6 protein-coding genes are annotated in these 13,594 nt (G+C 50.0%); 1 reads left to right on the top strand and 5 read right to left on the bottom strand.

Annotation, left to right across the window (positions count from 1 at the left end):
- Window positions 1-119 precede the first annotated feature (119 nt).
- The 4 genes from B5G11_RS05255 to purF form a co-directional block, all read right to left on the bottom strand.
- Window positions 120-1,601, bottom strand: coding sequence for a glutamate synthase subunit beta (locus B5G11_RS05255; RefSeq protein ID WP_087252430.1), 1,482 nt, complete (start codon window positions 1,599-1,601; stop codon window positions 120-122).
- 2 nt (window positions 1,602-1,603) lie between these two features.
- Window positions 1,604-6,142 (bottom strand): glutamate synthase large subunit, encoded by a 4,539-nt coding sequence (gene gltB / locus B5G11_RS05250; RefSeq protein ID WP_087168138.1) that lies wholly within the window; start codon window positions 6,140-6,142, stop codon window positions 1,604-1,606.
- 24 nt (window positions 6,143-6,166) lie between these two features.
- Entirely contained in the window at window positions 6,167-7,768 is a 1,602-nt protein-coding gene (locus B5G11_RS05245; protein WP_087252509.1) for a CTP synthase, read from the bottom strand.
- A 169-nt stretch (window positions 7,769-7,937) separates the two neighbouring features.
- Window positions 7,938-9,380, bottom strand: coding sequence for an amidophosphoribosyltransferase (gene purF, locus B5G11_RS05240; protein ID WP_242958942.1), 1,443 nt, complete (start codon window positions 9,378-9,380; stop codon window positions 7,938-7,940).
- Window positions 9,381-9,673: 293 nt separating this feature from the next.
- On the opposite strand from purF, the gene B5G11_RS05230 reads away from it, so the two are divergent.
- Entirely contained in the window at window positions 9,674-11,785 is a 2,112-nt protein-coding gene (locus tag B5G11_RS05230) for a glutamine synthetase III (RefSeq protein ID WP_087252508.1), read from the top strand.
- 79 nt (window positions 11,786-11,864) lie between these two features.
- Here the strand turns inward: B5G11_RS05230 and B5G11_RS05225 are convergent, their stop codons facing one another.
- Window positions 11,865-13,520: a DUF4091 domain-containing protein gene (locus B5G11_RS05225; RefSeq protein ID WP_087252428.1), complete on the bottom strand. Its 1,656-nt coding sequence runs from the start codon at window positions 13,518-13,520 to the stop codon at window positions 11,865-11,867.
- Between the last annotated feature and the right edge of the window lie 74 nt (window positions 13,521-13,594).

Here is a 13,594-nt window from a genome sequence, read left to right as displayed (position 1 = left end):
ACCCCTGTCTTTTCTATTGCTGTCAAAGCACTGAAAAAAGGCGCACTTACCGCTCATATTCCGGTAAGAACGCCCTTGTTCTTTCATATCCTGCTATTCTTTTATGATCTTCACTCCTGTCAGGAAAGATTGGTATAGCCCATCAGGGAAAGATCTACTTCCCTTGCTGCTTCCTTTCCTTCCCGGATTGCCCATACAACGAGAGACTGTCCGCGTCTCATATCGCCTGCCGTAAACACATTCGGAACACTGGATGCAAATCCCGTATCCTCTACCGTGTTCCTGCCGGTCTTTTTGACCTGAAATGCGTCCATCACATAGTCCTCCGCCCCGGTAAACCCGGCAGCGATCAGCACCAGATCCGCCGGGATCGTCTGTTCGCTTCCCTTGACCGGAACCATATCTATCCGCCCGGTCTTCTTGTTTTTCTTCGGTTCCAGCCGGACTGTCCGGATGGCGCATACTTCCCCGGCCTCGTTTTTGATATATTCTTTTACCGTCGTCTGATAAATCCTCGGATCGTTTCCGGAAAGAGCGATCACTTCCTGCTGTCCGTAATCGGTTTTCAAAACCCTCGGCCACTCCGGCCACGGATTATTTTCGCTCCGCTTTTCAGGCGGTTTTGGCATCATCTCAAGCTGTACCACCGATTTTGCGCTCAGGCGCACGGCCGTTCCGGCACAGTCGTTTCCGGTATCCCCTCCCCCGATAATGACAACGTTTTTATCTTTGGCAAGCTCATACGGTACCTTCGCGAAATCCGAATCCAGAAGGGTCTTTGTCACTTCTGAGAGGAAATCTACCGCAAACCGGATGCCTTTGGCATCTCTTCCCGGCGCATCGATGTCTCTTGGCCTGGAAGCTCCGCAGGCAAGGATGACACGGTCAAAGGATGCCAGAATCTCTTTTGCGTCCTGATCCCGTCCCACATCGGTATTCGTCCGGAAGACAACGCCTTCCTCCTCCATAAGCTTCCGCCTGCGCTCGATGGCTGATTTTTCCAGCTTCATGTTGGGAATTCCGTACATCAGGAGCCCTCCGATCCGGTCATGCCGTTCAAATACCGTCACGCTGTGGCCTCTCCGGTTCAGAAGAAGCGCCGCCGCGAGACCTGCCGGCCCGCTTCCGATCACCGCAACCGTTTTTCCGGTCCGGATTTTCGGAGGATGCGGCACAACAAGGCCTTCGGCAAATGCTCTGTCGATAATCGCACGCTCATTTTCTTTTGTCGCCACCGGATCTGTATTCACATTGCAGGTGCAGGCCGCCTCACACAGTGCCGGACATACCCGGGAGGTAAACTCCGGGAAACAGTTCGTCTTCTGAAGCCGTTTGTAGGCCTGCCCGTACTGCTCGTGGTATACCAGATCATTGAATTCCGGAACCAGATTATTTAACGGGCACCCGGAAGCCATCCCGTTCAGATTTCCTCCGAACTGGCAGAACGGCACGCCGCAGGCCATGCATCTCGCGCCCTGCTCTTTCTGCCTTGCAGGAGGGAGCGGTTCGTGAAATTCATGGAAATCAACAATCCGCTCTTTCGGGAGCCGTTCTTTCCCGGTCTGCCTTTCATATTCTAAAAATCCTGTCGGTTTTCCCATCGCTACTGGTTCCCTCCCATCTTTTTCTGTCCTGTACTCTCATAAAATGCTTCGATCTGGGCCTGCTCGCTTCCAAGTCCCATCTCTTCATAGTGTTTGCTCAGGACAAGCATCTTTTTATAGTCATTTGGAATGATCTTTTTAAACTTCGGAAGGTACTCATCAAAATGTTCCAGAATCATCCGGCCTTTTAAAGAACCGGTCTCCTCCACATGTTCCCGGATCATCCCTCTTAATTCTTCCGCCTCGGATTTCCACGTAATCTCCTCCATGGAAATCATGGACTTGTTGATGTTCCGGTACAGCGAATTCTCCTCATCCAGCACGTAGGCGATACCGCCGCTCATACCTGCCGCGAAGTTCTTTCCGGTCCTGCCGATAACGGCAACCCTTCCTCCTGTCATGTACTCGCATCCGTGGTCTCCCACGCCTTCCACCACTGCTGTTGCTCCGGAGTTGCGCACACAGAACCGCTCTCCGGCCATTCCGCAGATGAATGCTTTTCCGGAAGTTGCGCCGTAAAGCGCCACATTTCCGACAATCATGTTTTCATCTGCCCGATAAGTACTTTCTTTCGGCGGATACACGGCCAGCTTCCCGCCGGAGAGTCCTTTTCCGAAGTAATCATTACTGTCCCCGGACAGGCGGATCGTAAGCCCTGCCGGAATAAATGCTCCGAAACTCTGTCCTCCGGTTCCCGTGCATTCCACTGTATACATATCTTCCTGCACCCCTTCCGGATGCCGTCTGGTAATCTCGGAACCGAACATGGTGCCGAATGTCCTGTCTGTATTTTTTACGCGGACCTCCACCCGGCCCGGTTTTTCCTTGGCAAGCTTTTCTCCAAGTTCCCTGATCAGCACCGTTTCATCCAGCGTCTTTTCCAGCCCGAAATCATACTCCCCTTTGATATTGTTTTCTCCGGTATACGGATGATCCAGGACCGCACTCAGATCAATGGTCCTGCCACGCTCGTTTTCCGGCTGTTCCTTTGCTTTTAACAGATCCGTGCGGCCTACCATTTCATCAATCGTCCGTACACCAAGTTTTGCCATATATTCCCGAAGTTCCTGTGCGATAAATTCCATGAAATGAATAACGTACTCCGGTTTCCCTTTAAAACATTTCCGCAGCTCCGGATTCTGTGTTGCCACGCCCATCGGGCAGGTATCCTGATTGCATACACGCATCATGACACACCCAAGAGTCACAAGCGGAGCCGTTGCAAATCCGAATTCTTCCGCTCCAAGAAGCGCTGCTACCGCTACGTCCCGGCCGCTCATGAGCTTTCCGTCCGTCTCGATGTGCACCCGGTTCCTCAAACCGTTTTTCAGAAGAGTCTGGTGTGCCTCCGCAAGTCCCAGCTCCCATGGAAGCCCTGCATTGTGGATGGAACTTCCCGGAGCAGCTCCGGTTCCACCGTCATATCCGGAGATCAGCACGACCTGCGCTCCCGCTTTTGCAACGCCGGCCGCAATCGTTCCAACTCCTGCCTCGGATACGAGTTTCACCGAAATTCTTGCATCCTTATTCGCATTTTTCAGATCGTAGATCAGCTGTGCCAGATCCTCGATAGAATAGATATCATGGTGAGGCGGCGGGGAAATCAGGCTCACGCCCGGTGTGGAGTACCGTGTTTTTGCAATCCACGGATACACTTTCCTTCCCGGCAGATGTCCGCCCTCTCCCGGTTTTGCCCCCTGTGCCATCTTGATCTGGATCTCGTCGGCGCTCACCAGATACCGGCTCGTCACGCCGAATCTTCCGCTTGCCACCTGTTTGATGGCAGAGCACCGGTTCTCCTTTGTCCCCTTGGTCAGGAGACGTTCCGGCGACTCTCCTCCTTCCCCGCTGTTGGATTTTCCATGGATCGCATTCATAGCAAGGGCCAGTGCCTCATGTGCCTCCTGGGAAATGGAACCGTAGGACATAGCGCCGGTCTTGAACCGTTTCACAATGGATTCGACGCTTTCCACTTCCTCGATCGGGACGCCGTTTTCCGGATAGTTGAACTCCATCAGACTTCGCAGATACCCGGTTTTCTCCTTGTCAATCTTCCCGGTATATTCCTTAAACATCTGGTAATCGTTCTGCCATACCGACTGCTGAAGCAGGTGGATCGTCTCCGGATTGTACCGGTGATGTTCTCCCTGGCTTCGGAAACTGTGGCGTCCGATGCTCTCTAGTGTCAGGTCCGTATCCAGCCCCAGCGGATCAAATGCCTGACTGTGGAGCCGTTCCACATCTTCTTCGATTTCCTTCATGGTGATGCCTCCCACCCGGCTGACGGTATGGGTAAAATATTTGTCGATCACTTCTTTGGAGATTCCCACAGCCTCAAAAATCTGGGATCCCTGATAAGACTGGATTGTGGAAATTCCCATCTTGGAAGCGATCTTGACAATTCCATTCAAAATTGCCTGATCGTAATCGTAAACTGCCGCATAATAATCTTTTTCCAGAAGTCCGTTTTCAATCATCTCCCGTATGGTCTCATGCGCCAGATACGGGTTCACCGCGCTTGCGCCGTATCCGAGAAGCGTCGCAAAATGATGGACTTCTCTTGGCTCTGCAGACTCCAGAATGATCGGCATGGACGTACTCTTTTTCGTCCGCACGAGATAATGGTGCACTGCGGAAACCGCCAGAAGCGACGGAATCGCCACATGGTTTTCGTCCACGCCCCGGTCTGTCAAAATCAGGATTGTAGCCCCGTCCTTATAGGCACGGTCCACTTCAATAAAAAGACGGTCCAGCGCCTTTTCCATCGGCATGTTCTTAAAACAGATGATGGAAACTTCCGCCGGGCAGAATCCCGGTTTTTTCATGTCCTTGATCTTCAGAAGATCCGTGTCGGAAAGAATCGGATTGTTGACTTTCAGAACCTGACAGTTTTCCGGCTGCTCTTTTAAGATGTTTCCTTCTTTTCCGATGTACACGCTTGTAGATGTCACAATCTCCTCCCGGACCGCATCGATCGGAGGGTTCGTCACCTGCGCAAACCGCTGTTTAAAATAATAGAACAACGGCTGATGCTCTTTTGAAAGCACTGCAAGCGGGGTATCCACTCCCATCGCCGCGATGCCTTCCGCACCGTTTAATGCCATGGTCCGGATGGAATCATGATATTCCTCATAAGAATATCCAAAAGCCTTTCTGAGCTTTGCACATTCTTCCGTTGTATACTGCTCCACCTTCCTGTTCGGAATCTTCAGATCCTTCAGCTCCACCATATGCTGATCCAGCCATTCGCCGTACGGCTGTCTCTTCGCATAGTATTCTTTCAGCTCATCATCGTTGATGATCCTTTGTCCGATTGTATCCACCACCAGCATTTTCCCCGGATGAATTCTTCCTTTCTCCAGGATCTGGTCCTCCCGGATATCCTCTAACACACCGACCTCGGAGGCCAGATAAAGGTGATGGTCTTTTGTAATATAGTATCTCGAAGGGCGGAGACCGTTCCGGTCCAGTACTGCGCCGAGAATGTCTCCGTCACTGAACATGACCGATGCCGGACCGTCCCACGGTTCCATCATGGTCGCATAATACTGATAGAAATCTTTCTTCGCCTGTGTCAGTGTATCATTGTTTGCCCATGGCTCCGGGATGACAGACATGACCGCAAGAGGCAGATCCATACCATTCATCACAAGAAATTCCAGCGCATTATCCAGCATCGCGGAATCAGAACCGCTCCGGTCCACTACCGGCAGAATCTTGTGAAGCTTGCCCTCAAAATACGGGGAGGACATGTTTTCCTCTCTTGCCAGCATCTTATCCGCATTGCCCTGAATGGTATTAATTTCTCCGTTATGCACAATAAACCGATATGGATGGGCCCTCTGCCAGCTCGGCTCCGTATTGGTGCTGAACCGGGAGTGTACCAGTGCAATCGAGGACTGATACCGCTCATCCTGCAGATCCGTGAAAAAGGTGCGAAGCTGTCCTACGAGAAACATCCCTTTGTACACGATCGTCCTGCTGGAAAGAGAGACCACATAGGTTTCTGTTGTGCTCTGCTCAAACTCTCTCCTTACAACGTAAAGCCTGCGGTCAAAGTCCAGCCCCTTTTCTACATCCTCCGGCTTTGCCACGAATCCCTGCATAATTTTCGGCATGCAGTCTTTTGCTTTCTTTCCGAGTACTTCCGGGCAGACCGGGACTTCCCGCCACCCAAGAAAGGTAAGTCCTTCTTTTTTCACGATGGTCTCAAACATTTTTCGGGCCTGGTTTCTCCTTAGTTCATTCTGCGGGAAGAAAAACATCCCGATTCCGTACTCCCGTTCTTCCCCGATATCGATCTGTGCTTTTTTACATGCTTCGCGGAAAAAAGAATGGGAAATCTGAAGCAGAATTCCGACTCCGTCTCCGGTCTTTCCTTCTGCGTCTTTCCCCGCCCGGTGTTCAAGATTTTCCACAATCTCAAGCGCCTGGCTGACTACCCGGTGTGTCTTTTTTCCCTTTATATTTACGACTGCGCCGATTCCGCAGTTATCGTGCTCCAGCATCGGGCAGTACAATCCTTGTTTTCCTTTCATCTGATTCTTCCTTTCGCTTCGTTTCTATTTCTGATGCTCTGCCGCCGCTTTGACAAAGCCCGCAAACAGCGGATGCGGACGGTTTGGACGGGATTTGAATTCCGGATGAGCCTGAGTTCCGATATAAAACGGATGATCTGTGATCTCAATCATTTCCACAATCCGTTTGTCCGGTGACAGTCCTGCCAGATGAAGCCCTGCCTTTTCCAGCACTTCCCTGTAATCGTTATTGACTTCATAACGATGTCTGTGCCGCTCGGAAATCTCTGTTTTGCCATAGAGCGCACAGCTTCTGGAATGTTCATCCAGTACGCATGGATATGCACCAAGACGGAGTGTTCCGCCGATGTTTTCCACATCTTTCTGATCCGGCATCAGCGCAATCAGCGGATGCAGCGTCTCCGGATGGAACTCGATACTGTCCGCATCGTGATAGCCGACCACATACCGGGCAAAGGCAACGATCGCCATCTGCATGCCCAGGCAGATACCAAGATACGGGATATTCTCTCTTCTCGCATAGTCCGCCGCAAGAATCATTCCCTCCGTACCACGCTTTCCGAATCCGCCCGGTACGAGAATTCCGTCCACGCCTCCAAGCTTCTCCTCCAGGTTTTCCTCTGTAATCTCCTCCGAGTCCGTCCATCTAAACTGAATATCCGCATGGCAGCTGATTCCGCCGTGCTTCAATGCTTCCACCACACTGAGGTAGGCATCGTGAAGCTGGGTATATTTTCCTACGATGGCAATCTCGACTTCCTGCTTTGGATGACGGAGCGCTTCGGTCATTTCGATCCAGTCCTGAAGATCCGGCTCTCTGTCTTCCAGATGCAGGCATTTTAAAACCGCCTGTGCCAGATGCTCTTTTTCCATGGCAAGCGGCGCTTCATAGAGATAGTCCACATCCAGGTTCTGAAGAACATTTTCTGACGGCACATTACAGAAGAGTGCGATTTTGTCCCGCATCTCCTGCGGTACCGGATACTCGGAACGGCAGACCAGAATGTCCGGCCAGATTCCAAGCCGCTGCAGTTCCTTAACGCTTGCCTGGGTCGGTTTCGTCTTCATTTCTCCGGACGCTTTCAGATACGGAATCAGCGTTACATGGATGAGGATCGCATTCTCCTTTCCCACATCATGCTGGAACTGGCGGATCGCCTCCAGGAACGGCTGGCTTTCGATATCCCCTACAGTGCCTCCCACCTCGATGATGGCGATCCGGTCCTCTCCCGGATCTTTCGCCCGGTAAAACCGTTCTTTGATCTCATTTGTAATATGCGGAATCACCTGAACAGTGCCTCCGCCGTAATCTCCGTGGCGCTCTTTATTTAGCACAGACCAGTAAATCTTTCCGGAGGTGACATTGGAATTCTTATCCAGGCTCTCGTCAATGAACCGCTCATAATGTCCCAGATCCAGATCCGTCTCCGTTCCGTCATCCGTCACAAACACTTCCCCGTGCTGGATTGGATTCATCGTTCCCGGATCCACATTGATATACGGGTCAAATTTCTGCATGGTCACCTGATATCCTCTTGCTTTTAACAGCCTTCCAAGTGACGCTGCCGTGATTCCTTTCCCCAGTCCGGATACCACTCCGCCTGTTACAAATACATATTTTACCATTCTTTCTGTTACCTCCTTACGACTTTCCTCCATCCGGCAGGATGGAATTTCAAATAAAAAGGGGGCAAAAGTGCCCGAAACCGCTTTCGTCCTGCGTTTCTTTATCGACACCTTTGCCGCCTTTATTGCCATATGCTCTTTTCTTTTTTTATTATTCCATTACTATACTCTAATTTTCTTCGTTTGTAAATCCCTTTTTTTCGCTTTCCGCAGGAACCGGATAGTGGTTGTCAAAACATGCTTTACAAATCCCCAGATCTCCTACCATTGTCTGCAGGTCCTCAATTTTCATGTATCCGAGGGAATCTGCACCGATAATTTCACGGATTTCTTCTGTTGTATGGTCCGCCGCAATGAGCTGCTCATTGGACGGTACATCCGTTCCGTAATAACATGGATACAGAAACGGAGGGGCGCTGATGCGTACATGAACCTCTTTTGCCCCTGCCTTTTTCAGCATCTGAATCAGGTTGGCCATCGTGGTCCCCCGAACGATGGAATCATCCACCAGTACAATCCGTTTATCCTTTACAACAGATTCCAGAACGTTCAATTTCAGCTTGACACTGGATTCTCTTTCTTTCTGTGTCGGTTTGATAAAGGTTCTTCCGATATAGCTGTTTTTGTAAAAGGCGATTTCGAATGGAAGTCCTGCCTCCATGGCATATCCTTTTGCTGCCGTAAGTCCGGATTCCGGAACACCGGTCACAAGATCCGCATCCACAGGCCACGCTTTTGCCAGGGCCCGTCCGGAACGGATTCTGGCATCATAGATTTTAATGCCGTCCATCTCACTGTCCAGACGCGCAAAATAGATGTATTCAAAAATACAGTGTGCCCGCTCCTTCTGCTGCAGTTCCTTATTGGACGTGATGCCTTTTTCCGTAATTGCAACCATCTCTCCCGGCTCAATGTCCCGGATAAACTCTGCTCCTACGGATGCAAGGGCACAGCTCTCCGATGCGACAATGTAAGCATTGTTCCTCTTTCCGATACAGAGCGGTTTCAGACCGAACGGATCTCTCACGGCGATCAGTTTTCTCGGGCTCATCACGACAAGAGCATATCCACCCCGGATCCGTCTTGCTGTATGGAGAACAGCCTCCTCCACATTTCTGGTATGGACTCTCTCGCGCGCAATATAATATGCAATCATCTCGGAATCTGTCGTTGTATGGAAAATGGCACCTCCGTATACGAGTTCTTCTTTCAGACTTGCAGCATTGACCAGATTTCCATTATGCGCAAGAGCCAGCGTCCCCTTGATATAATTCAAAACAAGAGGCTGTGCATTCTCTCTTGTAGAGCCTCCCGTTGTTGAATACCGGACATGTCCGATTCCAAGATTTCCATGGAGAGATGACAGCGTATCCGGCTTAAATACCTCGCTGACAAGTCCAAGATCCTTATGATATGCGATGTTTCCCCTGTCTCCTTTTGTATCGGATACAACGATACCGCAGGATTCCTGTCCTCTGTGCTGCAGAGAACAGAGCCCGTAATAAACCGATGACGCAACATCATTCCCGTCAAAATCGTAAATGCCGAACACACCGCACTCTTCTCTGACTCCGGTTTCCTGATACTGATCATATTGTAAACATGTCTTCATTTTCCTTCCTCCGTCCATTGATCTCATCATCTTGTAATAGAAAAAACAAAGTGGTTATTACCTACCGCGTTCATATTAAGACATTTTAATGGTCTTTTTCGGTTTTGCAAGGGTTTTTTTCTTTTTTTATTATTTTTCAAAAAAAGGATTGACAGATTTCTTGTTTTGTGTTTATACTACACAGCATAAAGCAAAGGCGCTTTGGACATTGTCCGAAGTGCCTTTTTCTGTTGTATGGATCCGCGGATTCATGCATGATTTCTTCAGGAAATGAAAGGAGCAGTCTCTATATGATGAAAGAAGTATCAAAAACCATACCGGAACTTTACGGAAGTCTTGTATTCAATGACAAAGTCATGCGCGAACGTCTTCCAAAAGACACCTACAAGGCACTTCACAAAACCATACAGAACGGAACACACCTGGAGCTTGATGTGGCAAATACCGTTGCCGCTGCCATGAAAGAATGGGCCATCGAGCACGGCGCAACCCATTTTACCCACTGGTTCCAGCCGATGACCGGATTTACAGCGGAAAAGCATGACAGCTTTATTTCCCCGGTGGGCGGCGGACAGGTCATCATGGAGTTTTCCGGGAAAGAACTGATCAAAGGAGAACCGGATGCATCCAGCTTCCCTTCCGGCGGCCTGCGTGCCACCTTCGAGGCAAGAGGATATACCGCCTGGGACCCGACTTCCCCTGCTTTTATCAAGGACGGCTCTCTCTATATTCCGACTGCCTTTTGTTCCTACAATGGTGAAGCCCTGGATAAGAAAACTCCTCTGCTTCGCTCCATGGAAGCTCTGAACAAGGAGGCATTGAAAGTTCTTCATCTTCTTGGCAATACAAAAGTGAAAAAAGTCGATACGACCATCGGGTCCGAGCAGGAATACTTTCTGGTAGACAAGGATCTTTATAAAAAACGGAAGGACCTGCTTTTCTGCGGACGGACGCTGATCGGCGCTCCGGCCCCGAAAGGACAGGAAATGGAAGATCACTACTTCGGTGTCTTAAAACCGAAGGTGGCTGCCTATATGCATGATCTGGACGAAGAGCTCTGGAAACTCGGTGTTCCGGTCAAGACGAAGCACAACGAAGTCGCACCGGCACAGCACGAACTTGCACCGGTATTCGATACAGCAAACGTGGCGGTCGACCACAACCAGCTGACCATGGAAATGATGAAAAAAATCGCTGACTCCCATCATCTTGCCTGCCTTCTCCATGAAAAACCATTTGAAGGTGTCAACGGAAGCGGAAAGCATAACAACTGGTCCCTCGTCACGGATTCCGGCGAGAACCTTCTCGATCCCGGGAAAACTCCGGCGGAAAATACACAGTTCCTTGTCTTTTTGATGGCAGTTATCGCGGCTGTGGACGATTACGCAGATCTGATGCGTGTCTCCGTTGCAAGTGCAGGAAATGACCACCGGCTTGGAGCCAACGAAGCGCCTCCGGCCATCGTCTCCATCTTCCTCGGCGATGAACTGACCTCCGTACTGAAATCCATCGAAGAAGGAACCGACTTCCTCAAGCAGAAGCAGATTCTTATGGAGATCGGTGCAAAAGTGCTGCCGCATTTTGCCAAAGACACAACTGACCGGAACCGTACCTCACCGTTTGCCTTTACGGGAAACAAATTTGAGTTCCGTATGCCGGGAAGCGCCCTGTCCGTCGCAGAGCCAAACGTCATCTTAAATACCGCTGTCGCAGAATCTCTGAGCCGGATCTACGAAGTGCTCAAAGACGTCCCGGAAGAACAGATGGAAGAACAGATTCAGGAACTTTTAAAATCCATGATTACACAGCATAAGCGTATTCTCTTTAACGGAAACGGATACACCGATGAATGGGTGGAAGAAGCGAAAAAGCGCGGGCTTTTCAACCTGAAATCTCTGCCGGACGCTCTGCCGCAGTTTATCGCGGAAAAGAATATTGATCTCTTTATAAAACACAGGATCTTTACAAAAGAAGAGATCTACTCACGGTATGAAATCATTCTGGAAAACTACTCCAAGACGATCCATATCGAGTCTCTGACCATGCAGGACATGGTGAAAAAAGACTTCACACCGGCACTTTTTGCCTATGTATCCGATGTGACAAAGGAAGCGCTCGACAAACGGAAACTCCTTCCGTCCCTGTCCGCGTCCTACGAAGAAAAAATCGTCCAGACGCTGACCGAATCTTCCGAACAGATCGTACTTGCTCTGGCCGCTCTCACCGAGGACACAAAAAAGGCAGAACAGATGGAGGAACCACTTGAGACCGCACGCTATTATCATGATACAATTCTGAAAGACATGGATACCCTCCGTGCCTCCGTGGATCAGGCTGAAGCCATCATTCCGGGGAGTTACCTGCCATATCCAACTTACGACGAGTTGCTCTTTTCTTTACGATAGGCAGCGCTGGTTCCCCGGGATAATATCTTTTCCTACAAAAGCGCAGGATGCTGTAGCTGCATCCTGCGCGACCCTCTTTCTATATTCTTTTTGCGATTTCCCTGTTGATCCGGTTTCTAAGAGCGATCATGTAATGATCCGATTTCGGGAAGCGCTTGAATGTCAAAGGCTCCGCCAGATCTTCTTCGATACACTCCATGACAAAATCACGTCCTGCCAGGGATTCCAGCAGTTCACATGCCCGCATGTCCTGAAGTGCCTCTTCGTGCACCATCATACGGATGGATTCTTCCGGATGCCGGTCCTCTCCCGGATATACAAGGAACGCATCCCCGGACGGGAATGCTCCGCCTGCATCCGTCACCTGATACGGATTGATCTTCTCAAGTGAGAACTGGCTGTTGTAGAAGTTGTATCCCCAGTGAAGAATTCCGATGATTTTGTATTTATAGAGCTGCAGCCCGTAGATCCGGTTTCTGAGAGACGGCATGGACATAAACCGGTTGCTCACTTCATAGAACTGTCCTACACAGTAGTAGGTCCACATGTCGGTCAGTCCGTGCTCCAGGAATTCTTCGATCTCATTATTTCCCGGAATCGGCTTGTCTACAAGACCGTGCTTATAGAACTCATAGCTGGAAAGCGCATCAAAGGTGTGGAATCCGTCCAGCAGTCCCTCGATCGACTCTTTCGCGGCCCTGTAGCTCTCCAGATGCTCCTCTCTTGGCTCATCGGACAGATGGAAGTACGTCACCTTGTCAATGCCCCATTCTTTAAGCTTCTGGGTCAGCTGAGGGAGCAGTGCATGGAGGAATTTCGTATACTCTCCGACTGCCGGCGTATGCCATCCGAAAATCTGTTTTTCCTCGCCGTCCACTATTGCCACAACTTTTGGCGCGTATTTTGCTCCCCACTGAGAGAACAGGTGGCACATCTCAAAATACTCGATTCCGCAGGACTGACAGAGGTCAACCCACTGTTTCACCCGGTCAAAGCCAAATACATATTCCCCGTTTTCCACCTTGACATCCAGAAGCTGGGTCGTCGTACGCTCAGCTCCGACCGCCGTATCCAGGGCCGGTGTAAAGAGCGGAGTAAGAATCATATTGCAGCCCCGTTTCACATACTCGTGAAGGTAATTTTCAATAATCTCCCAATGTTCCTCTGAGAATACCGGCACATGGTAATAGTCGGCCAGACAGTCCAGGTAAAACCATTCCGTATGCATGATCTTTTGTTTTGGAAGCACGGCATCATAGATAGTCACTTCGGTTTGTGCACTTACAAGCGTCTCTCCGTCTTTCTCCAAACTTACCGTGATCGGATACGTTCCTGCTTTCACCTCTTCTGTGATCTCGATGTCGATCCAGATACTTCTCCATTTCCTCGGATAGATATCTACCTCATCATCCTTCAGTTCCCGCAGAAGATCCGGGTATACGCCGGAATCCGTTCTCAGATAATTATCATCTACAACCGGTCCGCAGGTCCTTCCCACCGGAACCGTTTCCACCTTACGCACATGAATCTGATCTTTCAGCTCTGAGTCAATTCGCACTTTCACACGGTTTTTCGCAAACCCGGTACAGGTACAGGCTACCTGAAAGGACACGGTCTCCCCTTTCAGTCCCGTCATTTTCATGCACTCCGGCCGGTAAACCGGTCTCTCATCCAGGAACACTTTTTCCAGAGAGCTTACAAGCCTCATCTCATAAACTGTCTCTTGCTTTGTCATTACTTTTCCTCCATGGTTATAATGTTCTTCTATTACTATACTGTTTCCCTGGAAGGGTTAGCAAATTGAAATTA

The organism is Drancourtella sp. An57, assembly GCF_002161525.1.
Classification (GTDB): Bacteria; Bacillota; Clostridia; order Lachnospirales; family Lachnospiraceae; genus Sellimonas; species Sellimonas catena.
The sequence above is the reverse complement of the archived record's forward strand: the minus strand, read 5'-3'. Positions and strand labels throughout refer to the sequence as shown.

What these genes read in the sequence shown, in the direction of transcription:
- B5G11_RS05255 (WP_087252430.1), bottom strand. Translation starts at nt 1,601, where the DNA reads ATGGGAAAACCGACAGGATTTTTAGAATATGAAAGGCAGACCGGGAAA.
- gltB (WP_087168138.1), bottom strand. Translation starts at nt 6,142, where the DNA reads ATGAAAGGAAAACAAGGATTGTACTGCCCGATGCTGGAGCACGATAAC.
- B5G11_RS05245 (WP_087252509.1), bottom strand. Translation starts at nt 7,768, where the DNA reads ATGGTAAAATATGTATTTGTAACAGGCGGAGTGGTATCCGGACTGGGG.
- purF (WP_242958942.1), bottom strand. Translation starts at nt 9,380, where the DNA reads ATGAAGACATGTTTACAATATGATCAGTATCAGGAAACCGGAGTCAGA.
- B5G11_RS05230 (WP_087252508.1), top strand. Translation starts at nt 9,674, where the DNA reads ATGAAAGAAGTATCAAAAACCATACCGGAACTTTACGGAAGTCTTGTA.
- B5G11_RS05225 (WP_087252428.1), bottom strand. Translation starts at nt 13,520, where the DNA reads ATGACAAAGCAAGAGACAGTTTATGAGATGAGGCTTGTAAGCTCTCTG.